28 protein-coding genes are annotated in these 25,841 nt (G+C 67.6%); 17 read left to right on the top strand and 11 right to left on the bottom strand.

What is annotated here, in order from left to right; all coding sequences use genetic code 11:
• Positions 1-76: 76 nt before the first annotated feature.
• The 4 genes from Q7X29_RS15410 to Q7X29_RS15425 all read left to right on the top strand — a co-directional run bounded on the left by Q7X29_RS15410 (position 77) and on the right by Q7X29_RS15425 (position 8,009).
• Positions 77-1,303 carry an AraC family transcriptional regulator ligand-binding domain-containing protein gene (locus Q7X29_RS15410; protein ID WP_316574495.1) on the top strand — a complete coding sequence of 409 codons (1,227 nt, stop codon included), beginning with the start codon at positions 77-79 and terminating at the stop codon, positions 1,301-1,303.
• A 323-nt stretch (positions 1,304-1,626) separates the two neighbouring features.
• A complete protein-coding gene (locus Q7X29_RS15415) occupies positions 1,627-3,789 on the top strand; it encodes an elongation factor G-like protein EF-G2 (protein WP_316574496.1) in 2,163 nt (720 codons plus the stop codon).
• 137 nt (positions 3,790-3,926) lie between these two features.
• Positions 3,927-5,165, top strand: a complete 1,239-nt coding sequence (locus Q7X29_RS15420) for a PucR family transcriptional regulator (RefSeq protein ID WP_218719096.1) — start codon at positions 3,927-3,929, stop codon at positions 5,163-5,165.
• 477 nt (positions 5,166-5,642) lie between these two features.
• Positions 5,643-8,009, top strand: a complete 2,367-nt coding sequence (locus tag Q7X29_RS15425; protein ID WP_394358687.1) for an arylsulfatase — start codon at positions 5,643-5,645, stop codon at positions 8,007-8,009.
• Between the two features lie 96 nt (positions 8,010-8,105).
• On the opposite strand, the gene Q7X29_RS15430 is transcribed toward Q7X29_RS15425, so the two are convergent.
• The gene (locus Q7X29_RS15430; RefSeq protein WP_218719097.1) at positions 8,106-8,822 is read right to left on the bottom strand and encodes a histidine phosphatase family protein; all 717 of its coding nucleotides are present in this window, start codon (positions 8,820-8,822) and stop codon (positions 8,106-8,108) included.
• A 137-nt stretch (positions 8,823-8,959) separates the two neighbouring features.
• Between Q7X29_RS15430 and Q7X29_RS15435 the strand changes: the two genes are divergently transcribed.
• Complete coding sequence (locus Q7X29_RS15435) at positions 8,960-9,301, top strand: hypothetical protein (RefSeq protein WP_316574498.1); 342 nt, start codon at positions 8,960-8,962, stop codon at positions 9,299-9,301.
• Between the two features lie 85 nt (positions 9,302-9,386).
• Here Q7X29_RS15435 and Q7X29_RS15440 read toward each other — a convergent pair whose 3' ends face one another.
• Together Q7X29_RS15440 and Q7X29_RS15445 are read right to left on the bottom strand one after the other, a co-directional pair.
• A complete protein-coding gene (locus tag Q7X29_RS15440) occupies positions 9,387-9,737 on the bottom strand; it encodes a hypothetical protein (RefSeq protein WP_316574499.1) in 351 nt (116 codons plus the stop codon).
• A gap of 144 nt (positions 9,738-9,881) precedes the next feature.
• A complete protein-coding gene (locus tag Q7X29_RS15445) occupies positions 9,882-10,259 on the bottom strand; it encodes a winged helix-turn-helix transcriptional regulator (RefSeq protein ID WP_218719100.1) in 378 nt (125 codons plus the stop codon).
• Between the two features lie 78 nt (positions 10,260-10,337).
• Here Q7X29_RS15445 and Q7X29_RS15450 point away from each other — a divergent pair, with 78 nt between their 5' ends.
• The gene (locus Q7X29_RS15450; protein WP_316574500.1) at positions 10,338-10,748 is read left to right on the top strand and encodes a RidA family protein; all 411 of its coding nucleotides are present in this window, start codon (positions 10,338-10,340) and stop codon (positions 10,746-10,748) included.
• Positions 10,749-11,051: 303 nt separating this feature from the next.
• The gene (locus Q7X29_RS15455; RefSeq protein WP_218719102.1) at positions 11,052-11,654 is read left to right on the top strand and encodes a chloramphenicol phosphotransferase CPT family protein; all 603 of its coding nucleotides are present in this window, start codon (positions 11,052-11,054) and stop codon (positions 11,652-11,654) included.
• Between the two features lie 88 nt (positions 11,655-11,742).
• Here Q7X29_RS15455 and Q7X29_RS15460 read toward each other — a convergent pair whose 3' ends face one another.
• Positions 11,743-12,204 (bottom strand): DUF4383 domain-containing protein, encoded by a 462-nt coding sequence (locus tag Q7X29_RS15460; RefSeq protein WP_218719103.1) that lies wholly within the window; start codon positions 12,202-12,204, stop codon positions 11,743-11,745.
• Positions 12,205-12,638: 434 nt separating this feature from the next.
• Here Q7X29_RS15460 and Q7X29_RS15465 point away from each other — a divergent pair, with 434 nt between their 5' ends.
• The 3 genes from Q7X29_RS15465 (at position 12,639) to Q7X29_RS15475 (ending at position 15,280) form a co-directional block, all read left to right on the top strand.
• The gene (locus Q7X29_RS15465; RefSeq protein WP_316574501.1) at positions 12,639-13,880 is read left to right on the top strand and encodes an oxygenase MpaB family protein; all 1,242 of its coding nucleotides are present in this window, start codon (positions 12,639-12,641) and stop codon (positions 13,878-13,880) included.
• A gap of 49 nt (positions 13,881-13,929) precedes the next feature.
• Positions 13,930-14,226, top strand: a complete 297-nt coding sequence (locus tag Q7X29_RS15470; protein WP_218719105.1) for a hypothetical protein — start codon at positions 13,930-13,932, stop codon at positions 14,224-14,226.
• Positions 14,227-14,440: 214 nt separating this feature from the next.
• Positions 14,441-15,280 (top strand): hypothetical protein, encoded by an 840-nt coding sequence (locus Q7X29_RS15475; protein ID WP_316574502.1) that lies wholly within the window; start codon positions 14,441-14,443, stop codon positions 15,278-15,280.
• On the opposite strand, the gene Q7X29_RS15480 is transcribed toward Q7X29_RS15475, so the two are convergent.
• The gene (locus tag Q7X29_RS15480) at positions 15,265-15,774 is read right to left on the bottom strand and encodes a MarR family winged helix-turn-helix transcriptional regulator (RefSeq protein WP_255587949.1); all 510 of its coding nucleotides are present in this window, start codon (positions 15,772-15,774) and stop codon (positions 15,265-15,267) included. The two genes, Q7X29_RS15475 and Q7X29_RS15480, sit on opposite strands and share 16 nt — an antisense overlap.
• A 407-nt stretch (positions 15,775-16,181) precedes the next feature.
• Positions 16,182-16,358, bottom strand: a complete 177-nt coding sequence (locus tag Q7X29_RS15485) for a hypothetical protein (RefSeq protein WP_255587950.1) — start codon at positions 16,356-16,358, stop codon at positions 16,182-16,184.
• Here Q7X29_RS15485 and Q7X29_RS15490 point away from each other — a divergent pair.
• Positions 16,351-16,956: a hypothetical protein gene (locus tag Q7X29_RS15490; RefSeq protein ID WP_316574503.1), complete on the top strand. Its 606-nt coding sequence runs from the start codon at positions 16,351-16,353 to the stop codon at positions 16,954-16,956. The two genes, Q7X29_RS15485 and Q7X29_RS15490, sit on opposite strands and share 8 nt — an antisense overlap.
• Positions 16,957-17,024: 68 nt before the next feature.
• Here the strand turns inward: Q7X29_RS15490 and Q7X29_RS15495 are convergent, their stop codons facing one another.
• Complete coding sequence (locus Q7X29_RS15495) at positions 17,025-17,462, bottom strand: hypothetical protein (protein ID WP_218719107.1); 438 nt, start codon at positions 17,460-17,462, stop codon at positions 17,025-17,027.
• A gap of 90 nt (positions 17,463-17,552) precedes the next feature.
• Here Q7X29_RS15495 and Q7X29_RS15500 point away from each other — a divergent pair, with 90 nt between their 5' ends.
• Positions 17,553-18,176, top strand: a complete 624-nt coding sequence (locus tag Q7X29_RS15500; protein ID WP_218719108.1) for a hypothetical protein — start codon at positions 17,553-17,555, stop codon at positions 18,174-18,176.
• Between the two features lie 33 nt (positions 18,177-18,209).
• On the opposite strand, the gene Q7X29_RS15505 is transcribed toward Q7X29_RS15500, so the two are convergent.
• Complete coding sequence (locus tag Q7X29_RS15505) at positions 18,210-18,767, bottom strand: type 1 glutamine amidotransferase domain-containing protein (protein ID WP_374104874.1); 558 nt, start codon at positions 18,765-18,767, stop codon at positions 18,210-18,212.
• An 86-nt stretch (positions 18,768-18,853) separates the two neighbouring features.
• A complete protein-coding gene (locus Q7X29_RS15510) occupies positions 18,854-19,234 on the bottom strand; it encodes a hypothetical protein (RefSeq protein WP_255587951.1) in 381 nt (126 codons plus the stop codon).
• Positions 19,235-19,487: 253 nt separating this feature from the next.
• Here Q7X29_RS15510 and Q7X29_RS15515 point away from each other — a divergent pair, with 253 nt between their 5' ends.
• The 3 genes from Q7X29_RS15515 to Q7X29_RS15525 all read left to right on the top strand — a co-directional run bounded on the left by Q7X29_RS15515 (position 19,488) and on the right by Q7X29_RS15525 (position 21,981).
• Positions 19,488-20,069 carry a hypothetical protein gene (locus Q7X29_RS15515; RefSeq protein ID WP_316574504.1) on the top strand — a complete coding sequence of 194 codons (582 nt, stop codon included), beginning with the start codon at positions 19,488-19,490 and terminating at the stop codon, positions 20,067-20,069.
• A 327-nt stretch (positions 20,070-20,396) separates the two neighbouring features.
• Positions 20,397-20,939: an STAS domain-containing protein gene (locus tag Q7X29_RS15520; protein ID WP_218719111.1), complete on the top strand. Its 543-nt coding sequence runs from the start codon at positions 20,397-20,399 to the stop codon at positions 20,937-20,939.
• Positions 20,940-21,327: 388 nt separating this feature from the next.
• Positions 21,328-21,981, top strand: coding sequence for an MBL fold metallo-hydrolase (locus tag Q7X29_RS15525; protein WP_218719112.1), 654 nt, complete (start codon positions 21,328-21,330; stop codon positions 21,979-21,981).
• A gap of 109 nt (positions 21,982-22,090) precedes the next feature.
• On the opposite strand, the gene Q7X29_RS15530 is transcribed toward Q7X29_RS15525, so the two are convergent.
• Positions 22,091-22,318, bottom strand: a complete 228-nt coding sequence (locus tag Q7X29_RS15530; protein ID WP_218719113.1) for a DUF6480 family protein — start codon at positions 22,316-22,318, stop codon at positions 22,091-22,093.
• 168 nt (positions 22,319-22,486) lie between these two features.
• Between Q7X29_RS15530 and Q7X29_RS15535 the strand changes: the two genes are divergently transcribed.
• Together Q7X29_RS15535 and Q7X29_RS15540 are read left to right on the top strand one after the other, a co-directional pair.
• Positions 22,487-23,656, top strand: coding sequence for a sensor histidine kinase (locus tag Q7X29_RS15535; protein ID WP_316574505.1), 1,170 nt, complete (start codon positions 22,487-22,489; stop codon positions 23,654-23,656).
• Positions 23,653-24,306, top strand: a complete 654-nt coding sequence (locus Q7X29_RS15540) for a response regulator transcription factor (protein WP_316574506.1) — start codon at positions 23,653-23,655, stop codon at positions 24,304-24,306. The genes Q7X29_RS15535 and Q7X29_RS15540 overlap by 4 nt, the downstream gene beginning before the upstream one ends.
• Positions 24,307-24,318: 12 nt before the next feature.
• Here the strand turns inward: Q7X29_RS15540 and Q7X29_RS15545 are convergent, their stop codons facing one another.
• A complete protein-coding gene (locus tag Q7X29_RS15545; RefSeq protein WP_316574507.1) occupies positions 24,319-25,839 on the bottom strand; it encodes an alpha/beta hydrolase in 1,521 nt (506 codons plus the stop codon).
• Positions 25,840-25,841: the final 2 nt, after the last annotated feature.

Raw genomic sequence — 25,841 nt, forward strand, 5'->3', positions numbered from 1 at the left:
GCTGCCCGGAATCCGACTCGGCGCCACCTGATCGTGGCCTGCGACGACTCCGGGCAGCCTTCGCACAAGTCAGCGGATGAACACCGCCGCGATCGGGCCGAGTGCGTGGGCTGGTCGTCCCCGAGAGGCGGGAACTGGAGACCGGGCCCTCAGCGAATCTGGCGCTACAGTCACCTCGGAACTCTTCACGCTGCTGAGTTCTCGAATCTCCCGAGGACGCGGAGACGGTTCGAAGGTTGATCGATCGAGGATTGTGGTGACTTCGGGCAGATCTCGTGCCGCGAATGACGGCACTGTGGCTTCCAGCCTGGCCCGGTTGGTTTCGGGCGTCGTACAAGACCTGGGTATGAATCGGGGTCAGTTCGCGCATCTGCCGGATCTGCGGCCGGAGGTGCTGGCCGATGATCTGGCCCGGGTGTCGACGCCGACCATGATCGCTCTGTGGGAGCAACTCACACTCAGCGATGCCGGAACCGCGATCGGCGTGCATGTCGCCGAGCAAGCGCCGGTGGGCACCCTCGGACTGTGGGACTACCTGTACACGACCGGCGCCAGTCTGATCGAGACCACACCGCAGGCGCTGAACTATCTGGACGTGATCGGCGATCCGGGCGCGGAGAAGACACGGGTGCTGCAGAGCGGCAGCCAGTTCACGATCGGGCACGCGACCGGTCCCGCGGTGCCCGATGTGGTCGAGGCGATCGAGATCTTCGTGCTGGCGCTGTTCCTGCAGCGGTCGCGCGAGGCCACCGGCCGTCCGGTCGTTCCGCTGCGGGTGAGCCTGTCGCATCGTGCGCCTCGCGAGCATCGCCGGCTGGTCGAGTTCTTCGGCACCGCGCGGATCGACTACGAGGCGCCGGTCAATTCGATCATCCTGCTCGAGGACGACGCGCACGCGCCGCTGCCGCAATGCCAGCCCGGCCTCGGCAAGATTCTGCAGAACCACGCCGAGCTGACCTTGGCCGCCGCCAAACCGGTGCTGCGCTGGTACGACGCTTTCCGGGTCGCGCTCGACATCGTCTTCGAGCAGGGCATCGTCTCGTTGGAAGCCGTTGCCGAGCGGCTGGTGATGAGCCCGCGCACCCTGCAACGGCGCCTGGCCGAACATGAGACGACTTGGCGCAGCGAGGTCGAACAAGTCCGTCGGCAACGCGCGCTGGACCTGCTGCGCGATCCCGACCTGTCGATGCGGTCGATCGCCCGCCGCGTCGGCTACAGCGATGAGCGCGCGCTGCGCCGGGCCGTCCGCCGCTGGCATGGACTGCCGGCCTTGGCAGTTCGCGACGAGCTCGCCGCGGGGTGAGGACGACAGGCAGCCCACTGGACAGGATAGCGATTCGCTGCGATTGATTCCCGACGTCGAACGTCTACTGCGGCCGGGCTCGATACGCGTCACGCGGGACATAGGTCTTGGTGCCCGCGGCCTGTGCCGGTCGCGGTGTGCATACTCCCGCGACAGGTGGCGGCAGGGGGGTGTCCGTGGGCGGTCGGTGTCGCACCGGTTGCCCCGGCAAACCACCTCCCGTGCGGGGTCGCGGCATCGATCACCCGGAAACCATGGACGTGCCCCCACCTGCGGTGGGAAGCTCGAAGGAGCCGGGTCCCTAATCCGAGGGAGCGTGCGACATGGTGGACCGGACGAACGGGGCGCAGCGACCGGAGAGCATCCGGAACGTGGCGTTGGTCGGCAGCAGCGGTGCGGGCAAGACGACGCTGGTGGAGGCGCTGGCGTTGGCGACCGGCACGGTGAATCGGGCCGGCCGGGTGGAGGACGGGACATCGCTGTCGGACTACGACGAGGTCGAACGGCGACAGCACCGATCCGTGCAGGTGTCGGTGGTCCCGGTGCTGTGGGGCGGGGTGAAGATCAATCTGATCGATACGCCTGGATGCCCGGATTTCGTCGGCGAACTGCGCGCCGGGTTGCGCGCGGCGGACGCGGCTCTTTTCCTGGTGTCGGCAGCCGACGGAGTGGAGGGCGTGGCGGGGGCGACGCGGGAACTGTGGGCGGAGTGCGCGCGGGTGGGGATGCCGCGGGCGATCGTGATGACACATCTGGACACGGCGCGGGCGGAGTACGCGGAACTGGTCGAGACCTGTCAGGCACTGCTGACCGACGGAGCGAGCGATACCGTGCTCCCATTGCACTTGCCGGTCTACGGGCAGAGGAGTCCCGACGGGCACCGGCCCGCGATCGGACTGCTGGAACTGCTCGAGCGACAGGTCGCCGACTATCGCAGCGGCAAACGCGAGCGCACCGAACCTTCCGCCGACCAGCTCGGGGTGATCGACCCGGCTCGCGATCGATTGATCGAGGCGATCATCGCCGAGAGCGAAGACGAAACGCTGATGGAGCGCTACCTCGACGGCGAACCCGTCGAACTCGACACCCTGGTCGCGGACCTGGAACGAGCCGTGGCGCGCGGAAGCTTCCATCCGGTGCTGTTCGCGGCACCGGCCGCCGAGGACGCGGAACAGGGCCTGGGCACGCTCGAATTGCTGGAACTGGTCACGGCCGGGTTCCCGACACCGATCGAACACCCGCTGTCGGCCGTGGCGCGCGGCGACGGCGCCGCGCCCGCCGCGCTGCGCTGCGATCCGGCGGGAGAACTCGCCGCGGAGGTCATCCGGACCTCGTCCGACCCGTATGTGGGACGGGTGTCGCTGGTGCGGGTGTTCTCCGGCACGCTGCACGGCGAGGACACCGTCCGCGTCTGCGGACCCGGGCACGATGCCGACGACCGGGTCGGCGGGGTCACCGCACCGTTGGGGAAACAACAGCGGGCACTGACCGAGGCCGTCGCCGGCGATATCGCGTTCGTGAGCAAACTCGGCCACGCGGAAACCGGCGACACCCTGTCCGGCACCGAGAATCCCCTCCTGATCGCGCCGTGGCAGCTGCCGGAACCTTTACTGCCCGTGGCTATTCGAGCGCAAGGGAAGGCCGATGAGGACAAGCTCTCGCAGAGCCTGACCCGGCTCGTCGCCGAGGATCCGACCTTGCGGCTGGAAAACAACGAACACACCCATCAGCTGGTGCTGTGGTGCCTGGGGGAGGCCCACCGGGATGTCGCGCTGGAACGATTGCGCGGGCGGTTCGGGGTGCGAGTGGACGTGGAGCCGTACCGGGTGGCGCTGCGGGAGACGCTCGCCGCCGCGGCCGAAGGGCGCGGCAGGCTGGTGAAGCAGTCCGGCGGGCACGGGCAGTACGCGGTGTGCCGGATCGAGGCGGAACCGCTGCCGGTGGGAACAGGATTCGAGTTCGTCGACCGGGTGGTCGGTGGGGTGGTGCCGCGACAGTTCATCGGATCGGTGGAGAAGGGGGCGAGGGCGCAGGCCGCGCGCGGGGTCACTCCCGGATATCCGCTGGTGGATGTGCGGGTGACACTGGTGGACGGGAAGGCGCACTCGGTGGACTCCTCCGACGCCGCCTTCCAGACCGCGGGTGCCCTCGCCCTTCGCGACGCGGCGGATGCGTCCGGAACCCTGCTGCTCGAACCGGTCGCCGCGGTGCGGGTCACGGTCCCCGACGACCAGCTGGGCGACGTCCTCGGCGACCTGTCCACCCGCCGCGGCCGCATCCTCGGCACCGAACCGGCCGAGCCCGGCCGCACCCACATCCGGGCCGAGGTACCCGAACTCGAACTGAGCAGGTATGTCATCGACCTGCGATCGCTCACCCACGGCGCGGGAGCGTTCGCCCGCGGGTACCTGCGGCACGAGCCGATGCCGGCCGCCGTGGCCGCGCGGGCACGCAAGGAAAGCCCCGAGGTGTCGGGGGCCGTATGATTGTCGCGGCCGTGGCCCGGGCGTGAGCTGCACTCGTGAACCGAGAATGCGTTCTCGGAATTGTCATAGCAACCAAGTTTTTCACCGTGTTCACCAGAGCATCCCCCGTCTCGCTGTGTGGAGACACAATCGGAGCCATGCTCGTGCAACACCCGGTTTCTGCCTCGTCCCCGCTGACGGCTCGATTGCTCGGTCGTTGGCCGCAGATCGCGGAGCGCATGCTGACCGAGGGCCTGGACGCCACCGCGCCCGCCGAACTGCCCGACGGTCACTTCACCGCCGAGGTCTTGCCGACGATCTATGCCTGTGGGCGGGCGGTACTCGAAGCGATCGGCGCCGACCGCGAATTCACCCGTGCGGAGGTCACCGCATTCGTGGCCCCGGTCGCCGAGCGCCATGCCGAGGACAGACTCCCGCTGTCGATGCTGATCAGCGCGATCCACCGGTCGGCGCAGGCGGTACTCGCGGAAGCCGCGGCGGTCGCCGACCCCACGCGGATGGATGAGTTCATCCAGGTCTTCAACCGGCTGCTCGAATTGCTGCGGCGTATCAACATGACCGTGGTCGAGACCTATACCGAGGTCGAACAGTCGATCTACCACGCCGAGCGGGAGGCCAGGCGCGAATTGTGTTCGGCGTTGGTGCGCGGGCTGCCCGCCGAAGAACTCGCCGTGCGGGCGGACACCATCCTCGCCGACTGGTACACGGTGCTGGCAATCCACGTGAGCGAACCGGCGCGCACCGGTAGCGCGGTCAACCTGGTGACCCGGCGCCGGATCCGATTGCTGCAGAGCGCGCTCTACGAGCTCACCGGCGCCATCACTCCCGCGACGTTCGACGGCACCAGCGGGATCGCGTTGTTGAGCAACAGTTCCGAGTCCGACGTCGTCGACGCCGCGCGACTCGACGAGCTGGCCGCTCGGCTGACGCAGCAGTTCGGGGTCACGGTGTACCTGGGGGAATTCTCCACCGTGCGCCGCGAGGGTATTCCGGCGGCAGCCGTGGACGCGGGCGAACTGGCCGAGCTGGCCCGGCTGTGCGGTCGACCGGGAGGCAGCTACCGGCTCGACGACCTGCTGCTGGAGTACCAGCTCACCCGGCCGGGCCCGGCGCGAGAACGATTGGCGCAGCGCGTGATTCCGCTGCTGGCGAGCCCGCATCTGCTCGAGGCGCTGGAGGCTCATCTTCGGCACGGCGCGGACCGCAAGACCGCTTCGCGTCGCATCCATGTCCATCCGAACACCTTCACCTACCGGCTGCGCCGCATCGCCGAACTGACCGGCCTCGACCCGGCCGAGCCCACGGATTCGCGCATGCTGGCGGCGGCGCTCACCGTGCACCGGCTCGTCTCCTCCCAGTCTCATGGCCAGGCCTAGGAATTCGGCACCGCGGTGACGAAATCGGCTGCGGCGTCGACATGGCGGGGGTAGCGCGTACGAACGTGCCAGTCGATTTCGTACTCCACAGCACAAGACGCTGGTTCGGGTAGCTTGCAACCTGCCGCACCACTGGGTCGACCAGGTCTCGATTGCCCTGCTGGACCGAAGCAGGCTGATCGAGGCTCACCGGGCAGCCGACCCGGTAGGCGTCGGCGGTGCCCGACAGCGCGTCCTTGATCGCAGTGGAGACGGGTAACCGACGACCGTCCCGGGGTGGAATGTGCTCCACCTGCCGCCGGGCTCGTTGGTGCCGCGAACAGAACGCGCAGAAGGCGTCACGGCGCGAGTCGTCCGTGCTGCGCCGCATCCGTCGGGTTCACCCGCTTCGGGTGATCCGCGCCGGTCGACCAGGTCCTACGTTCGATCGAGAGCGTCGCAGGCGTTCCACCGACATCGCAGAACAAGGAGTCCACCGTGGCGGACAAGTCGAGTTCGGGACGTGAGAATCTTCCGATTCCCGATCGCCAATACTTGGGTTTGGTGACGTATGACGCCAAGGATCCCGAGACGACGTTTCCGCCCATCGAGCCGCTGCTGCCGCCGGAAGGCGCACCGAATGTCTTGGTGATCCTGCTCGACGACGTCGGTTATGGTGCGGCCAGCGCCTTCGGCGGACCCGCGGCGACACCGACCGCCGAACGACTGCAGAACAATGGCCTGACCTACAACCGTTTCCACACCACAGCGTTGTGCGCCCCGACCAGGGCCGCTCTGCTCAGCGGCCGTAATCATCATTCGGTCGGGATGGGCATGATCACCGAGACGGCGACGGCGGCGCCCGGTTCGTCGGGGGTGCGCCCCAACACCAAGGCCGCGCTGCCGATGACCTTGAAACTCAATGGCTACTCGACCGCGCAGTTCGGCAAATGCCACGAGGTGCCGCCGTGGCAGACGTCGCCGATCGGGCCCTTCGACGCGTGGCCGACCGGCGGTGGTGGCTTCGAATACTTCTACGGATTCATCGGCGGTGAAAGCAACCAGTACTACCCGGCCCTGTATGAAGGAACGACCCCGGTCGAACCCGAGAAAACCCCGGAGCAGGGATATCACCTCACCGAGGACCTCGCCGATCGCGCCATCGACTGGGTGCGCACCCAGAAGGCGCTGGCGCCCGACAAGCCCTTCTTCGTGTACTTCGCGCCGGGTGCCACGCACGCGCCCCACCATGTGCCCGCCGAATGGGCGGACCGGTACGCGGGCAAGTTCGCTGGTGGCTGGGATGCCCAGCGCGAGTCGATCATTGCCCGGCAGAAGGAACTGGGGGTGGTGCCCGCCGAGGCCGAGCTGACCCCGCGTCCGGCCGTGATCCCGGCGTGGGACGAGATGAGCGATGCGCTGAAACCGGTGCTGGAACGGCAGATGGAGGTCTATGCCGGGTTCCTGGAGCACACGGATTTCCAGGTGGGCCGACTCGTCGACGCGGTGGAATCCATCGGCGCGCTGGACAACACGCTGATCTATTACATCATCGGCGACAATGGCGCCTCCGCGGAGGGAACCGTCAACGGCGCCTTCAACGAGATGGCCAACTTCAACGGTCTCGCCGCGATCGAGACGCCGGAGTTCATGGCCGAGGTCAAGGACAAACTCGGCGGCACCGACGCCTACAACCACTATTCGGTGGGGTGGGCGTGGGCGATGTGCACGCCGTTCCAGTGGACCAAACAGGTCGCCTCGCACTGGGGTGGCACTCGAAACGGCGCCGTCGTGCACTGGCCCGACGGGATCTGCGCCCGAGGTGAGGTGCGCTCGCAGTTCACCCATGTGATCGATGTGGCACCCACCATTCTCGCCGCGGCCGGAATTCCCGAGCCGACCTTCGTGATGGGCGTTCAGCAATCGCCTATCGAGGGCACCGCCATGAACTACACCTTCGAATCCGACGACGTCGCCGAACGCCACAACCTGCAATACTTCGAAATGGCGGGCAACCGGGGCATCTATTTCCAGGGTTGGAGCGCGGTCACCCGGCACAGCACGCCATGGCTGCCCAACGAAGAACTCCCCGCCCTCGACGACGATGTGTGGGAACTCTACGACGGCCGCACCGATTGGACGCAGGCGCGGGACCTGGTCGCCGACCATCCGGACAAACTCGCCGCGCTCCAGCGACTGTGGTTGATCGAGGCGGTCAAGTACAACGTCTTGCCGATCGACGACCGCCGGTTCGAGCGGATCAACCCGACCATCGCCGGGCGCCCGCAACTGATCAAGGGGACAACACAAGTGTTGTTCCCCGGGATGAAGCGACTCAGCGAGCACAGCGTCATCGATATCAAGAATCGCTCCTTCAGCGTGACCGCCTCGGTCGAGATCGCGACCGCGGGCCCCACCGAGGGCGTGGTCATCGCCCAGGGCGGCCGGTTCGGTGGCTGGGCCCTGTACTTCAAGGACGGGTACGCGGCGTTCGTCTACAACCTGCTCGGAATGACCGAGTTCATCACGACCGCGAGCGAGGTCCTCTCACCAGGCAGCCATCAGGTCCGCGCCGAATTCGCCTATGACGGAGGCGGATTGGCCAAGGGGGGCGACGTGACGCTGTTCTATGACGGCACTCCGGTCGGAAAGGGCCGGGTCGAGCAGACTCAGCCGATGGTGTTCTCGGCCGAGGAGACCACCGATATCGGCGAGGACTACGGGCTCCCGGTCAGTCAGGACTACGCGGGCGCGAGCAAGTTCACCGGCCGCATCAGCGTGGTCCAGATCGACGTCGGCACGGACGACCACTCACACCTCATCGACCCCGCCGAGGTCGCCAGGGTCGCGATCTCGAGGCAGTAGACCTGACCGATACCTTGCCCGAACGCGCAAGTGCGACAAGCGAAAGGAGCCCGGGGCTGCGGGCTCCTGACGCTTGCGCGGGACGCGGGCCGAAGTTCAGCCTGCCGAGTGGCCGTCCCAGGAAACGAGTTTCCAACCCTTCGCCGGGCTGCCCTTCACGACAACGCGGCCGGTGTTGTGCAACGGATCGGATTGCAGCTTGCTCGGATCAGGATCGGACACCGACATCAGTGTCCAGACCATGATGGCACCGCCGTGGGAAAAGACGGCCGCGCGCTTGCTGCCGCGGTCCTGGATGTCCTGGATGGAATCATTCATCCGCTTCTTGAATTCGTGGCCGTTGATGGACCCGGGGATTCGCGCGTCCAGGTTGCCCTGAATCCACTGCAGCGGTGCGGCGAAATAGTCGCGGCCGGCATCGCGCTCGGGCGTGCCCTCGTAGATGCCGGCCTCGATCTCGTGGATGCCGTCTTCGATCACGGTGGGAAGACCACACAGCTGCGAGGTCGGTGCCGCTGTTTGCTGGGTGCGGATCATCGTCGAGGCATACACGCCGTCGAACTTGCAGTCGGCGAGGAGTTCGGCGACCGCGGCGGACTGCTCCCAGCCCTTGGCGGTGAGTTCGGGTCCCGGGACGGTGGTGTCGATCAGGCCGGAAGCATTGCCCGTCGATTCGCCGTGACGGACAAGAGTCAGGGTCATTTCACCGGTCGCCGGCGCAGCGAGCGCGCTTCCACCGCCCGCCGTGACGAGTGTCAGTACCGCGACTATCGAGGTGACTGTCGCGGACAGGCGAGATTTCAGCGGACTCATAAGGACTCCTTCGTCGTCGAGAACCGGGCCGATCGGGACGGAACGCTGTGGCCCGATTCGGGACACTAAAGTCGGCTCGACAGCACCTCGGGAGGGTCTCCCGGTGACCGGGATCATCTCGGCGGCCTTCTCGCTGAATGGCCGTGTTCACCGATTTCGGTGCCTATCCCGCCTCTTGCGTGTATGGGGTGTACTGCTTCGGGATATCGACTGCCGGTCGTTCAGATGAGGAACGGCATCACGAGGTCGAGCAGTTCGTGCGGCCTGTCGAGCGGGATGAGGTGGCCGCAGTCCGGGATGACCTGACCGACGAGGTCATCGGTGATGGGTCGGAGCTGTCGCTCCAACGCGTCGCCGACGGGGTGGGCGCCGATCGCCAGGGTGGGCATGGTGAGCCGGTGGGCCGCCGCGGCCTGATCGAGCTGGTCGGCGCTGATCGGCAGGCTATGGCCGAGATCGACCACGCCAACACCGAATAGTTCCTCCCCCCGTCATATCGGGTGGGTCTTGGGTCGGAAGACGGGCGCCTCCGACTCCATCAGTGGTGTTCGGCTACCCACACGGTCAGAACCGGGACAGGGCGTCGAGCCCGCGCAGCATCAGCACGACATAGGCGATGGCGCCGACGCCGCACAGCGCGACGAAGCTCAGCGAAAGACGCAGCGCCACAGCGGACAACCACGGTCGAAGACCTGCTCTGCGACTGATCACCACACCAGCCAGCGACACCGCGATGGCGATGGCGGCGGGCGCTGCGAAGCTGCCGATCGTGACGACGACAGTCGGCAGCTCGACACCGGGCCGGTTCATCATCCAGACCAGGTCCGCCACCGCGACGACCAGGAAGCCCAGTGCCGCGCCGCCCCACCAATCGTCGGGTCTCGTTCGCTCTCGAAGCCCCAGGAGTCCACGCACACCCACAGTGAACCAGGGCCGGCACGCCGAGGCGAGCTGGAGGGAATCGACTCCGGCCTCGGGGAATCGTGAGAGGAGCCGCGCTTTCGAGCGCCGGTTCGTGGAGGCGTGCGCCCGCTACCCGTGCGCCGGCCGAGTGTGGGGTCAAGCCAGTTCTGCGGTGTCCTCGCGTGCGTCGTAGGCCGCGCGAGCGCGGTGAATCGAAGGCATGTGCTCAGCCGCCCATGCCAGCAGTACGTCGACGGGTTGGCGCAGTGTCTTGCCGAGTGGGGTGATCCGGTACTCGATCGCGATCGGACGGGTGTCGATGACGATCCGTTCGATCACGCCGTTGCGCTCCAGTCGGCGCAGGGTCGCGGTGAGCGACTTCTGTGTGACCGCGGGGATCGCGCGGCGTAGTTCGTTGAATCGGGACGGGCGTTCGCAGAGTTCGTTCAGGACGCTGAGCGACCATTTGTCGAGCACTTGATCGAGCAACTCGCGGTGCGCGGTGTCGATGCGGATCTCCCCGGCGGTATCCATGCTGAAACCTGGTTTCGTTGCAGTGTCTTCTTTCCACTAGGTAGCTTAGCGATACTTAGTCAAACGGAAGGCGAGACCATGACCGTTCAGCACTTCACGCCCGAGGGCATGCTGCAGCCGACCCCGTATCACCACGTGGCGGTGGGTACCGGATCGCGGCACGTGCACGTCAGCGGGCAGGTTTCCCGGCTGGCCGACGGGACTCCTGTCGCACCCGGTGACCTCGCCGGACAGATCGCTCAATCGCTGCGCAACACAGCCCTCGGCTTGGCAGGGGCGGGCGCCTCGTTCTCGGATGTGGTGCGCCTGACGTTCTACGTCACCGGGTGGAGTCCCGATCAGATAGGCGATTTCATGGCGGGCGTGGAGTCGGTCGCCGCGGACATCGGACTGCCGATTCCGATGCCTCCGGCCTCGCTCATCGGTGTCGACTACCTTTTCGAGGCCGACGTGCGTGTGGAAGTCGAGGCGACCGCCGTCCTCGACTGACCTTCCTACTCCGAGGTCGTGCCGGAAGTCGCCGAAGTGGTTGTGGCTCATGGTGCTCACTGCCCGGCCTGCGGCGGACGGGCCTGCGCGGGCTCTGTCAGCGGGATGAGGTGGGGCGCCAGCGTCTGTCCTGGATGGCCGCTGCGGCGACGACGCTGACCCCGGTCCGGGCGAGCACGGGCGCCCAGGTGACATGGCCACGGCGCATTCTCACACGTCCGTATCGGCTCGCCTCGACGCCGTACCCTTCATCTGAAAGATGATAGGAGAGTGAACATTTCGGTGAGCGGCTAGCGTGGGGGAATGCGAAGCGCAGGTCGTCCGCCGCCGGTCGTCTTCCTCAACGGTGTCTCGAGCGCGGGAAAGACCACCTTGGCCCGGGCCATCCAGGACGAAAGCGACGTCCCGTTCGTGTACTGGGGGATCGACACCTTGTTCGGCCTGGTGCCGCCGAAATGGGGTGGCGGACGCGACGGTCCGCTCAGTCGCGACGGATTCTGGTATGACCGGAGTGAGCAGGATGCGGGCGGTCACCCCCTCCTGGTGATCCGCTACGGGCACGTCGGCTACCGGATGTTGCGGTCGGCGTGTTCTGCGGCTGCCGAGTTCGCCCGTGGCGGTGATCATCTGGTCATCGACGAGATGCTGCTGTCTCCGGACTTGCTGCCGATCTGGATGGAGGCACTGGCGGGACTGGACGTGCAGCTGGTGGGTGTCACCTGCCCGCTGGCAGTGGCTGAGCAGCGGGAACTGCTGCGTGGCAAGACAATCGGGCTGGCGCGAGGCCACTTCGGTACAGTGCACGACCACGGCTACCCCTACGACACGGTCGTCGACACGAGTACCGCGACACCCGCCGAATTGGCCAGGGTCGTGCTGGGGCGAGGGAGCCGCCCGCTCGAGTGACGGGCGTCGAGGCCGACCGGTGCGGTCGGGTCTCAGCTCGGCAGAATGCGCCGGGACCGCCCCGGTGCGTTTTGAGCGTGGTGCTCGATCACGGACGGTGCGTCGTGGTGGTCGTCGTCCGGCGGGGGAGAGCGAAGCCCAGGGCGACCATGCCGAGACCGAGGCCGAGGTGCAGCCAGTTGTCGGCGTCGTTGAGCGGCACGAAGTTCGCTTCGCTGTGCTCGTCGACGAGGAGCCCGTACAGCCACAGCGCCAGATAGACGACGCCGCCGCCGACCAGGTAGGCGCGGGCCGCCGTGGCGGTGGCGGCCGCGACCAGGCCGACCACGCCGAAGACGATGTGCACGATGTTGTGCAGTCCCGACACGGCGAAGACGCCGAGCAGTTTCGCGCCGGACTCGTGACCGGCCCACTGCAGGTCCTCGTAGTCGGTGGTGATACCCGGTACGAAGCCGAGGATGCCCACCACCAGGAAGACGGCTCCGACGACGAGCGCCGCCAGTTGGACCAGCGAACGTGCGGTTCCGCTACGTCCTACGGATGTGGACACAGCTGTCTCCTTTCGCTGTGACAGGCCGACCCGCGGGCCGACCCGCCTGCGGTTGTTCGGACGACTGTCGCTTGCCCGTGTCGTGGCTGGTCAAACAGCGAATCCCGTGGTCACAGGACGGCGGCCGCTCTACCGGCGCGGCGAAGACAGCCAGTGTCCCGACGCGCTCACGGGCGATAAGTTACTTTGCGTTCCGATAGTTGAGGGCAGGTCGCGGAGCGGCGAGTGAACGGGGGAAGTGACGTTTTGCCCGAAAATGTCCGGTCATTCTCTGCGCAAATGGCAATAGTTCGACTGTTGGAGAGCGTGAATCGGAACGTGCTCCCGACGGCGACCGCGATGCTAAGTTAATATTCATTCCGTCAGACTCGGTGCGTGAGTACGCATCGTGCGACGACGGTCGGATTGCTTGATACTCAACGAGGAGTGGCGTCATGGACGCACTGAGCAGGCGTAATGCCATGAAATTCGGTGGGATGCTGGGAGTGGCGGGCGCCTTCGCCGTCGCCGCGCCCGCACGCTCGCAACCGTGGAGCTGGTCACCGGAGGGATCCATCGCGGGCTCGGGCTCGGGCGCGGACCCGATGACGGTGTGGGATCCCGAAGCCGATGCCCTGATTCCCGGGCTGATCGACCGGGGCGACGTCCCCCGGGTCAACGAACTGCTCCGGACCTGGAAGACCAACGGACAACCACTCCCGGCCGGACTGCCCGCCGATCTCCGGGACTTCATGGAGAACGCGCGCAAGCTGCCGCCGTGGACCGACCCCGGCAAGCTCGACGCGGCGATCCAGTTCAACAAGAAGCGAGGCCTCTATCTCGGGGTGCTCTACGGATTCGCCAGCGGCATGATGAGCACCGTCATTCCCAAGGAGGCCAAGGCGGTCTACTACTCCAAGGGCGGCCACGATCTCAAGGACCGCATCACCAAGACCGCCAAGCTCGGCTACGACATCGGCACCGCGAATTCCTATGCCCCCGACGGGGAAATGATCGTCACGTGCGTGAAGACCCGCCTGGTTCACGCCGCGGTGCGGCACCTGCTGCCGCAGTCGCCGCACTGGGTGCACTCCGCCGAGGAGGACACGCCGATCAGCCAGAACGACATCATGGTCACCTGGCACAGCCTGGCCACCACGGTGATGAAATACCTGCTCTCCTGGAACGTGCCGATGCCGGCGAACGAGTCCGAGGGCTTCCTGCATTCCTGGCAGGTGGCCGCGTCTCTCCTCGGGGTCCGCGACGAGTACATCCCGAACTCCTGGCCGGAGGCCAACGGTCAGGCCGCGCAGGTTCTCGACCCGATCCTGGCGGTGACACCAGAAGGGGTCAAGCTCGCCGACCGGCTGCTGGGATTGGGCGCCAATATCGACTTCGCCATCCTGAGCAAGCCGGTCCTCGGCGCGTTCACCCGCTTTCTGCTGGGCGACAAGATCGCCGACGGGCTGGCCATTCCCCGCGAACCGGTCTGGGATCCGCTGCTGCGTTTCAGCTGGGGCCCGTTCATCGCGGTCCGCGAAGGTCTGCTCACCGCGGTGCCCCCGATCGGCGATCCGTACTGGCTGCTCGACGAGTTCTTGCGCAAGGCGGCCCTGATCTACCTGGCCGAATTGCAGATGCCGATCAGTATCGAGATCCCGACCATGAACCGCGACATGAGTCGGCCGCACCGCTGATCCGTTCCCTGTCTTGCCGTTCCGATTCCCTGAAGTAAGGAGACGCACCATGCGTCCAACGCTTTTTCTCGCCGCTGCCGCACTCACGTCGGCGGCCGTTCTAGGCCCCGCCCCGAGTGCGGCGGCCCAGCCGACCGCTCCCGTCGCCGATGCCGGCACCGGTTCGTCGGTCGTCGACTCCGCCTCCAGGGCAGCGCAATCCGCGGTCGAACTCGCTCAGCGGGGTGATCTCATCGGATTCCTCGTGCTGATGGCGATCACCCCGATCCAGATGGTTACCGGCGGGGTGTGCGACCTGGCTGTCGGCGCCGGATCGTCCAATCCCTGCAGCCCCACCCGGTACTGAATCGACGTCACCGGCAGGCTGCGCCGCCGACGCGATCGTCTATCCCGTCGGCGGCGCCTGGGGTGGCCGGGCCGGTGGGCGCGCGATGGACGGAGTCGGGCGCGATGTCGTCGGGGGTGGAGGTTTCGGCGACAGCCGGAGCTCGGTCGTCGTCGGGGGTCGTGTCGGGGTGGTCGTCGGCGCCGGTGGTGGGGTGGACAGTGTCGGTGACGTCGTGGTCGAACCGGTCGGGCCCGTGGTCGGCGTGCTCGAAGCTGCTGGGCCCGTGGTCGAACTGGCCGGGCCCGTGGTCGTCGTCGTTTTTCCGGCCGGACCCGTGGTCGTCGTAGGCGAACCGGTCGAGCCCGTGATCGTGGTGGTGGTCGGCGCCGTGCTCGGAGTGGTGGTGCCCGCGTCAGTCGTCGTCTGGGGGACCGCCGACGTGGATGTCGAGGTCGTGGTGGACGGCGCGCTGGACGTGCTCTCGAGCGAAACACTGGCTGTGGCAGAGAAACTCGCGCTCACCGAGATCGTCGGCGAGTCGTCCGAGGCGGTCTCGGACGGCGGGGTCGTCGGTGTCTCCGTCTCGTCGACTGTGCTCGCAGGCTCCGGCTCCGGCTCTGACTCGGGGTCGGGGTCGAGCGAGAGATCAGTGGTCGAGGTGTCTGCGTCGGCGATGTCGCCTGGGGTGAAGACCTCGCTCGGTGTGTCGGAAACTGTGTTCGGGAGCAGTGCGCCCGGCTCGCCGGCGGCCACGCCGGAATCGGGCGGGACTACGGCAGGTTCGCACGAGAGATTCTTCGCCTCGTTCGCCCGCGCCGGCGGGTCCGGGTCCGCCCGGACGACGAGGGTCGTCCCGATGACCGTGGCCGCCAACGCCGCCGCCACGCCCGCGCGCGTCAGCCGTCGTCGAAGCCGCTCGGCCGATGACACCGGGTCGGGCCGGTCCGATCGCCCAGGTTCTTCGGTGTTGTCGACGGTGTGCATCCAGCTCCTGCTTTCTCCCCGGTGCCGAGCGTGGTTATCGACGACGGCACAGCGCGGTCGGCGTGGGTGTTGTCAGGGATTCGAGTAGGGATCGACCTCGCGCAACCGTTGCCGGTGTATTCGCTGCAACTCGCCGGCCCGGGTGAGAAAGTCGGCGATTGTTTCCAGTTCGGCGGTGTCGTAATAGTTCAGCAGCATCTTGTAGCTCTCGACGATCATCGGTACGACGAGTTCTTGTACCCGATGGGCCGCGAGTTCGGTGGCCATCACGATCACGCGCCGACGATCGGTCGGGTGCAGGGAGCGCGCGATATAGCCTTGCTTCTCCAGGCGATTGAGCATGATCGTGACACCGGCGGAGGTGAGTCCGAGCCGTTCGGCCAGCCTGCCGGGTGTCGTGGATTTCTCGTCTTCGAGCAGGACGATCTCCAGTGCGCGCCGATCGGTCTCGTTCACGCCGAGCACTCTGATCAGCTCGCGGATCAGATCCTCGACGGATCCGTGATAGAACTCCAGCGCCCTTTTGAGCTCGGCCGGGATCCTGGCGGGTTGGCTTGTCGTCGGGCACACAGGCTTTCCCATCGATCACTTGAAACATGGAACCGCTCACCAGAACTCACCGATCAGGGCGGGCTCGATCGCCGGGCGCCCGATTCCGGCCGGGGGAGTCGGGGTGTGAGATCGGGCATGGTGGCTCCTGTCAATCGATCGACCGGCAGCTCGGACCACGGCTGACGAACATCACGAAAGCGGCACCCGCTCCGGCCGTCGGAGCATTCGTGGCGGTGCCGGACATGCACTGTACGACATAGCCGGGGATGCGACACCGCGCATCGAAATATTCGGTCGAAGTGGCTGCTGTGCGCCAAACGCTAAGTGGGGCAAGCAGTATCGGAGGCGATAGTCGTCGGGCCGGGTTGCTCGCGCAACCCGGCCCGGAGGTGTCGCCGCGCACGTGGACATGCTCACGCCCGCGACCGCGCGCGGGGTCAGGTCACATTGGTGGTGGTGAGGGTCGGGGACGGGTTCGGGTAACACGACGTCGCGACGTTGCCCACGAAGGAGACGTTGGTCGTCATCGTCATGCCGGGACTGGCATAGCTGGTCCCCGCGTACTTGCTGGTGATCGGCGTTCCGGCGGCACCGGCGGTGACGTTGATGGTCACCGCCGGCGGCGTGAAGCTGGTGCCGCCCGCGATCGGACCCGGCACCGTCAGAACGACATTCCCGCCCGACGTGGCGACCGTGCCCGCCACGGTCCCGCCGGAGGCGGTCGCCGAGACCAGGGTCGAATTCGCGGGCGTCGGAATGGTCATCTTCAGGTTGCTGATGTTGTTCACCGTGAAGCCGGACGCCGAGCTGGGCACCGACGAGGCGCCCGGCGTGATGGTGATGGCCACCGCGGAACCCGAGGCCACCGAGCTCGGCGCGGTGCCGGTGACCGAGGTGTTCATGCTCGAGGTTTGGCCGATACCGAGGACGGTGCCCCGGCAGCTCCAATTCACGCTGACCGGGGCGGCATTTACCGGTGCGGCCAAGCAGAATATGGTGGCGACGGCCACCGGTGCGAGAAATCCGGCGGAAAAGAGCGAAGAGGTCGATCTCATGGCGATCTCCAGAAATATCGAGCAGCGGTGTGACGGGTTGTCGAGCCGCAAATGGGGGTGTTCGAAAAATATAGCGCGCTCTTCTCTTTCCGGGGTCGAAATCGTGAATCCGGGCCTCTCGGAATTATCATTATTCGCGATTAGATATTTACTCTGAATAGTTAATTCCGGAAAGCTTTCGAATTGTTCGCGAGGGCGCGCGGACCTGCGACGTCCGAGCGCTGCTCACTCCGGGGTGGCTTCGTGACCGGGATGGCCGTGGGTGCGACGGGCTTCTTTCATCTCGGCCTCGTAGAGGTGAGTGCGCCCGTCGACGAGTTCGCCGCGGATCTCGCGTTCGATGCGCCGGAACTGCGCGTAGTAGCCCTCGTCGTATTCCTCGACGATCTGGAAAGTCCAGCGGCCGGGCAGGACGTTGCGGCCCACCAACTCGGTGGCCAGCTTCTCGGCGAGGTGGACGTGCCCGGCCTCGCGCAGCATGTCCACGGCCGCACCGAGCGCGAGATCGGCGCCGCCGGTGAGCTGGTGGAAGCTGTAGAGGTGTCCGCGGGCACGTTCGGTGGTCTCCAACGCCTCGGACAGTTTTCCGACGGCCGCCACGGTCGCGGTGTCGACGCCGGCGGGCCGCTGGTGACGCTGGGCAGGCTGAGTGTTGTCGGTCATGTTCCGAGGCTATCGCCGGTGGCGAGCTGCGTATCCCGTCCGGCAGGGGGTATTGGCGAGGTATCCCTGTTGTCGATGATCGGAGGCACCATGAATTACATCGACGAGAACGACTCGGGCGGCAGCCGCGTGCGGATTCCCCGCAGTCGTGGCGCTGTGGGCGGGCTGGCGGTTCTGCTGCTCGGTGTGTGGGGCGCGCTCATACCCTTCCTCGGACCGTACTTCGATTTCGCGTTCACCCCGGACGATCCCTGGGCGTGGACTTCGGCGCGGGGCTGGCTGGAGGTGCTGCCCGGTGTGGTCGCGATCGTCGGCGGGCTGCTCATGCTGATGAGCAGGAACCGGGTGGTGGCCAGTGCCGGTGGCTGGCTGGCCGTGGCAGCCGGTACGTGGTTCGTGATCGGGCCGTTCCTCGCCGATCTACTCCGGCTCGGCGATCTGGGCGAACCCGTGGCCACCGGCGATCTGAAACGCGCGCTGCTGCACCTGACGTACTTCTACGGGCTCGGCGCGCTGATCCTGTTCTTTGCCGCCACCTCGCTGGGCCGGCTGTCGGTGCGCAGCGCGCGTGACATCGCGTTCGCGCGCCGGGAAGCGGTCGTGGGGGCCGGTGGTGATCGTGTCGTCGTCGACGATCAGGTGGTCGTCCCCGACGACACGGCCACGCCCGAACCGCACCTGCGCAAGCCCGACGTACGCCATCGCCCGGTGTGACCATCGCGAGCACCGACCCCGCACCCGCGTGGGTCAGTGCTCGCCCTCGGCGAACTCCTCGACGATCTTGGCGCAGAAGGCGGGCAGGTCGTCGGGGTGGCGGCTGGAGACCAGGCCGTTGTCGGTGACCACCGCTTCGTCGACGACCGTGCCGCCCGCATTGCGGATGTCGGTGCGGACACTCGGGTAGGAGGTGAGCGTGCGGCCGCGCACGGCATCGGCTTCGACCAGCGTCCACGGTCCGTGGCAGATCACGCCGATCGGTTTGCCCGTGGCGACGAACTCCTTGACGAAACCGACCGCGGCGGCGTCCTGGCGCAGCTTGTCCGGGTTGGTGGTCCCGCCGGGCAACAGCAGGGCGTCGTAGTCGTCCGGGCTCGCCTCGGCGACTGTGCGGTCGACCGGGAAGGTGTCACCGGGTTCGACATCGTGGTTCATCGCCTGGACCGTGCCGGAGCGCAGGGACAGCAGTTCGGTGGTGGCGCCGGCGCCCTCGACCGCGGCGCGCGGCTGGACGAGCTCCACCTGCTCCACACCGTCGGTGGCGAGGATGGCGACGTGCTTTCCGGTCAGTGCGTGCTGGGACATCATGATCTCCTCGTTCGGGGTCTGCGGGGCGCTTACCCGATTCCGCCCGGCGAAACAGCGCGGTGGGCGGCGGCCCGGTCGGGACCGGATCAGCTGCTGGCGACCGCGCTCGCGCCGATACCCAGATAGACGATCATCAGAACGAACAGGAACCATCCGGCGCCCTGCCAGAAGGGCCAGCGTCGTCCCCGCCGCCATTCCACATAGGTCCGCACGAAGGCGCCCACCCCGCCCGCGAGCAGGATCACGGTGGGCCCGAGCAGCACCGCGGTCTCGGCCGCCGAATCGCACAGCGCGGTAGCGGCGTCGGCACAGGCCGCCCGGCCGCCGGCCCAGATCGCGGCGACCACGGCGGTCAGCGCCGCGAGCGCGATCACGACGATCGAGTAGAACAGCGCCTGCCTACCGACTCGGCTGTCGGTATCGACCATGACCATCACCTCACCCTTCGGGTTACCGAGGATGGGCATGCCAAACATGACGGGGCCCTGAGCGGTGCGTGCGCGCTCGGTCCATCGGCGCCTGGATGCTCTCGGGCGCAGCGGGAGTCGCCCGCTGGCGACCGGAGGGCGTTGGCGCAGCCGCGTCAGGTCGAACAGCGGACCGCTCGGGTACGATCAACGCGGTCGGCGGAGCTACCGGGTGGACCCGCAGACGCCTCCAGGGCGCGAGTGCGGGTTCCCGTGGTGCCGCCGGCGATACCGACCGCGGAGGCCTTCCCCGATGACCGAGCATCCTGGCGCTTTCCCCGCCATGCCTCCGGTGACGAGTGCGGAAATCGTGATTCGACGCTCGCCTCTACGGTGGTTCTGGTCGGTCTCGGCACTGGTGGCGTGCGGGGCCCTGCTCTGGGGATGTGCCAACGTCCTGGTCATCTCGCAGCTGGACATGGATCTGTCCGCTGCGGAGTCGCAACGACTCATGGAACGGCGCCGGATACAGATTCCCGACTCGTTCGAATTCGTCGGCATGCGGCGCTTCGGCTGTCCGCCCCTGGCAGGGATGTGCGGCTATGTCGGCAGCTATGTCGCGCCGGCGGAACAACTCCCGGACTACCGGTCGATGTACACAGATCCCACGCATCGCCAACCGCTGCGCCCGGTGACCTGCGCCGAGTTGAAGAAGCAATTGGGTTTCGACCCGGCGACGAGGACAGGCGACAACGACTGGAAGTTCGACTGTACGAACGCGATCGATCTGTTCGCCAGCCTCCCCTATGGCGACGAGGTGCACGGCTACCCCACGCTCACCATCGCTCGTGACGCACAATTCGCCACGATCTACTACTACACGCGGCCGAGCTGACCGTCTCGTGGGGCGAACGCGCCCCGCTGCTGGGTTGTTGAACGGGGCGCGTTCTCGATCGGCGATCCGCCCGGGCGGTCGCGACGACCTACGGCCGCGATACCCCCACCCGGCCGCACCACACGTCGAGAACCGATAAAGTTCGTCAAGGCAATCAACGGCGGCAAACGGCCACCTGTACCTGCGCGAACAGCCACAAGTGAGTCACGATCGATTGCCTGCTCCAAGCCGATGTGCTGAAATGGGGATTACCGGCCGGCCTTGACATCGCACCAGGGCCGGACGGGCGGTAGCAGGTCTGCCGGTGCCGAAGAATTCGAGAAATCGATGAACACGTCCCGCCATTCACGCCACTGGTTGAAGTCGACGCCCGCCGATCCGGTCGGCGCGGGCCGACGGTTGCACGCCGAGACCGAACCGTGCGGGCACACCACTGTGCTGGCGGTGCGCGGCAGCATCGACGCCTATACCCTGACCCGTTGGCAGCGGCTGCTGCATTCGACGATCAGCGCCACCTCCGCCGACGGCGGCAGATATCTCATCGTCGACCTCACCGATGTCGAGTTCCTGTCGTTGCGCGCGGTCCTGACGATGGCCGAGTGCACCGGGTACGCGCGCCGACGAGGTGTGGCGGTGAGCGTGGTCGACGCACACCCGTATGCGATGGCGGGCCGGGTCACCGAGATCGCCGGGCTGAGCCAGTGGCTGCCGGTCTATCCCGAATTCGTTGCCGCGTTGGCCGCGACCAAGACCGATGCGCCTCCGCTGGCGCAGAGCATCAGCGGTAGCCACCACCCTGGGCATTCGCAAGGACGGACGCGGCGACGACGACGGCCGTGGTTCACCTCCACCCCGACCGCCCGCTCTTGAAGCCGCTTCGCCCGCTCTTCCCGCAATCGAGAACCGTCATGTCCCGTGAGCTCGACCATCGACCAGCGCAGTTGGACCACCCGGCCCCCTTCGGCGATGCCTCGTTCGTGTCCTGGCCTGATCCCAGCCCACTGCAATCGTGGTGGGACCAGGTCATGGGCGACCACGTCATCCCGACCGCGGGCTCCACCCGCAGGCGCGGACACAAGGCGGCCCCTGCCGGAACGCCGCCCGCCGATACCGGTGTCGCGTCGCGCAGAGTTCGCCACTCAAGGTACAGCTAGCCTTGATCCTGTGAGCCGGCAGCGTCGGCACCGATGCTGCCGACCCGACGGCCCCCGCGGCCGCCGAGGGGCAGGTGCGTTTTCGTGACGACGGGAGAAGCACGATGAGCATGTCGGTAGCGTCGCTCGGGCATTCGACGGTGCGGCTGGCGGGGCCAGACGGTGTGGTCGTGATCGACCCGGGGGTCTTGGCGCCACCGGCGGCCTTCGAGGACGTGGCGGCCTACCTGATCACCCATGATCACGACGACCACGTCGACGGCGGACGCATCGCCTCGGCGCTGGCCGCACAGCCGAGCGCCCGGGTGCTGGCTCCGCAGGTGGTGATCGACAAGCTGCTCGCCGCCGGCGTCGAGGCCGGGCAGCTCGAAACAGCTACAGCGGACACCGTTTTCGAGGTCGCGGGCTTCGCGGTCCGGGCGGTGGTGGGTGAGCACGCCGCGATCTATCCGACCCTGCCGGATTCACCCAACGTCGCCTACCTGATCGACCGCCGGATTCTGCATCCCGGTGACGCCTTCCCCGCGCTGCCCGACGGTACCGCGCTCGATGTGCTGTTCCTGCCGGTGAGTGGGCCGTGGATGCGGTACGCCGATGCCGTGGACTATGTCGCCGAGACCCGGCCGGACCTGGTCGTCCCCATCCATGACGGCGACCTCAACGACATCGGCCGCACCCTGACCGACCAGCTGGCCGGCCTGCTGCCCGAGACGGTGCGCTACCAGCGCCTCGACGTCGGCGTGCCTGTCACGGTCTGAGGCGCTCCCACGGACCGAACCAGCGTCGGGAATCGGCGACGAGGCGATCTCCTGTCGGATTCCTCGTGAGGAGGTCCGTTCGCGGGTGGCATGAGAATGGTCCCTTTCCTCACCGAGCGAGTACCACTCCTACGGCGGCGACGACGAAGACCGCCACCAACAGCACCGCCACGATGACAGCCGCCACCCCGGTCGGTGGGAAATGGCGGCTGGTGCGCGGCTCCGGCGCAGAGAGCCCCGAGGTCTGGGCGGATTCCGGCGGCGTCGATCCCGGTGGCACGCCGCCTCCCGGTTCCAGATCGGGAGTGTTGGCTGGGTCGGGGTCTGTCGAGTTCATTCGCACCTCTCTTCTTCGGGTTCCCTCTCCCCGCTATAGACGCTGTCGTCGTTTTCAATCGCGGGGGGAACGCCCGACGACGGCATGTTCCGGAAGGTGGAGGTCAGGCGACCGGATGTCACACCACAGGGGGAGGCCGGGGTGCGCTGTCCGATCTAGGGTGATCGGGTGGTCGACGAGCGGGTCGTGGTCTGGATGCGGCAGCGGACGGCGCTGGTGGATGGGGTTTCGGCGCTGGTTCTGGGGGTGGTGTGCGCGCTGATCGGGGTGCTGGTGGGGGCGGGGGGTGCGCATTTCGGGTTCACGGTCGCGTTGCTCGTGCCGGTGGCGTTTCGCAGGCGATGGCCGGAATGGGCGGCGGTCGCCGTGGCGGTGGTGGCGTTGGCGCAATGGGCGACGGTCCGGGCCACGATCGGAGCTCTGGTGGCGGACGTCGCGGTGCCGATCATGGTGTACACCCTCGCTGCGTACGGGCGGTGGTACTGGAGCCGGATCGGGCTGGCCGCGGGCCTGGGTGGGGCGATTCTCGGGGGTTGGAGCTGGCCGCAGCTGCCGATGCCCGCGCTGGCGCATCTGATCGTCGGCGCGTTTCTGGCGAGCACGGTGGTCGCGGCCTGGCTCGGGGGCGCCTGGCAGCGGTCCCGGCGAAGGGAGTTCGCGGCGCTGGCCGAACGCGCGGCATTGCTCGAGACCAATATCGAACAGCGGACCCGGCTGGCGGTGCTGTCCGAACGGACGCGGATCGCACGCGACATCCACGATATTCTCGCGCACTCACTGGGGGTGATCATCGCGCAGTCCGACGGCGGCCGATACGCCGCGCGCGCGGAGCCGCAGCGGGCGATCGAGGCGTTGCAGGCCATCGGCGCTCAAGGTCGAGAGGCGCTGGTCGAGACCCGCCGAGCGATCGGAGTACTGCGTGAGGACGACGGCGGGGGACCGGATGCCGTACCGGCGCTGGGTATTTCGGACCTGCCCGCCTTGGTCGACGAGGTTCGCGGCGCCGGGCTGACGGTGAACCTGACGATCGAGATGGCCGGTGCGGAGCCCGACTCCGGCGTGCATCTGGTCGTGTACCGCATCGTGCAGGAGGGGCTGACCAATATCGTCAAGCATGGGGGACCTGATGCGCGAGCCGAGATTTCGGTGCGTTCGGGCCGGGGCCGGCTGTGTGTTCGCATCGCCGACGACGGGTCCGCCACCGTTCCGGGCCCCGCCGGTTACGGGCTGATCGGGATGCGCGAGCGGCTGGCGGCTTACGGCGGCGAACTCGAGTTCGGCCCGCGACCCGGGCGCGGCCACCTCTTGGAAGCCCGAATCCCGTGGGAGAGCCGATGATCACGGTGATGCTCGTCGAGGATCAGGTTCTCGTCCGCGCGGGCTTGCGCATGGTGGTGGACTCCCAACCCGACCTGCGTGTCGTCGGAGAGGCCGGGGACGGGTTGTCCGCACTCGCGGTAGCGGCGAGCGTCGCGCCGGATGTGGTCGTCATGGACGTCCAGCTGCCGCATCTGGACGGCATCGAGACGACCCGCCGCTTGCTGGCGACCGAACATCAGCCCAAGGTGCTGGTGCTGACGACCTACGACCTCGACGACTACGCCGTGGCCGCCGTGCGCGGCGGCGCCAGCGGGTTTCTGCTGAAAGACGCTCCGCCGGAAGACTTTCTGGCCGCGATCCGCACCGTGCACGCCGGTGATGCCGTGCTGGCCGCCTCCACCACCCGCCGCCTGCTCGACCGCCTCGCCCCGCCGGTCAACCTGGCCGCCCGCCGCCAGGTCGCCGTCCTCACCCAGCGTGAGACCGAGGTGCTGCGGGTCATGGCCCGTGGTCTGTCCAATGCCGAGATCGCGGCGACGCTGGCCGTCGGGGCGGGCACGGTGAAGACCCATGTCCGCCACATCCTCGGCAAGCTCGGTGTGCGCGACCGGGTCCAGGCAGTGATTCTCGCCCACGAGGCCGGACTCGGGTCCGGCTCCGTCGGCTGAATCAGCGCAGCGCTACCGATCCCGCGCGCAGTGGGAGTCGGTGGCAGGCAGGGTGCCGTCCAACAGGTACCCCTCGACAGCGTTGTCGATACACGCCGAGCGATCGAACAGGTAGACCCCGTGGCGGAAGGCGTTGTCCAAGGTGAGCGCGCGGGCCGCCGGGAGTGCCTGGCGCATCGCGCGTTGTCCGGCGACGGGGGCGACCGGGTCGCCCTCGGCGCCGACGAGCAACGCGGGCGATCGGTTTCCGATGGTGGTCGCGGGCTCGACGGGGCTCACCGGCCACAGCGGGCAGGGGGTGACGCGGCGGGCGAGGGCCCCGAACATCGGCTCCGCGGCGCGGTGGCTCTCGATATCGGCGTAGGTGTCCTCGATGTCGCGGGCGGCGCGGTCGGCGCATTGATTGGCGACCGTCGCGCTGAAACCGAATTCGGGCAGCACCGTCGAGTCGGCGTACAGCGCGAGTTTGGCCGCCAAGCCGGCGGGCGGGTCGACGGGGTGACCGAGGGTCGCGTCGGACAGCGCCCGCAATTGGGCGCTGAAGTCGGTGTAGGACGTGTCGGAGTCGTCGACGGTGAGCAGCAGGCCCGCGACCATGTCCGCGGTGATGGTGACCTCGGCGATGCCGACCGGCACGGTCGAGATCGCGTCGAACATCGCGTCGATCGCCGCGAGCACCGCCTCCGGGGTTGTGCCCCAGGCGAGTTCGGCATCGCGGCCGGCAGCCCAGCGTGCCCAATCCGCGAGCGCCGCCGCGGCGGCCGGTGCGGTGGCGCGGGTCAGGTCCGGGCCCGGCGCACCGGGATCGAGGCTGCTGTCTAGGACGAACCGATCGGCGTGCTCCCCGAACATCTGGAGATAGACGGCGCCCAGGTACGTGCCCCACGACCAGCCGAGATACGAGATCTTCGGTACTTCCAGCAGCGTCCGGAGCAGGTCCATATCGCGTGCCATCGCCCGGGTCGAGGCGTGCGGCAGCAGCTCTCGCTGCGGTTCGCACAGGCGAGCGAGCTCGCGCGCCTGTGCGACGGTGCGGTCGAACCCCGGCCGGTCCGCCGGCGCGGTCTGCGCGAGACCGAGATAGGCGCTCGTGGACCAACCGCATTCCAGCGGTGATGCGGCGCCGAAGAACCGGGGATCCATGCCGATCAGGTCGTAGCGCTCCGCGAGGGCCGCCGTTGCCGGATGACCACCCTCGGGCCCGTCGACGAGCATCGATACCCCGTCCCGTGACGGTCCCGGTCCGCCGGTCTGCACCACCAGGGTGCCGAGCCGGTGCGCGGGGTCGGACGCGGGTCGGCGCGCTACCGCGATCGTGATCTTCCGACCCGTGGGATCGGCGTAGTCCAGCGGTGCCTGGAACTCTCCGCACAGTGCTCCCGCCGCGGCCAGTCGGGCACCGACCGTGTCCTGTGCGCTGGTGCGGCAATCGTGCCAGTCGATGATGTGATCGGGGCTTCCCGACGCGGCCGGCTGGGGACCGCAACCGGTCAGCATCACCGTGGAGACGAGCACCGAGACTGCCGATGCCATTG

It is taken from the genome of Nocardia canadensis (genome assembly GCF_032656385.1).
Taxonomy (GTDB): Bacteria; Actinomycetota; Actinomycetes; order Mycobacteriales; family Mycobacteriaceae; genus Nocardia; species Nocardia canadensis.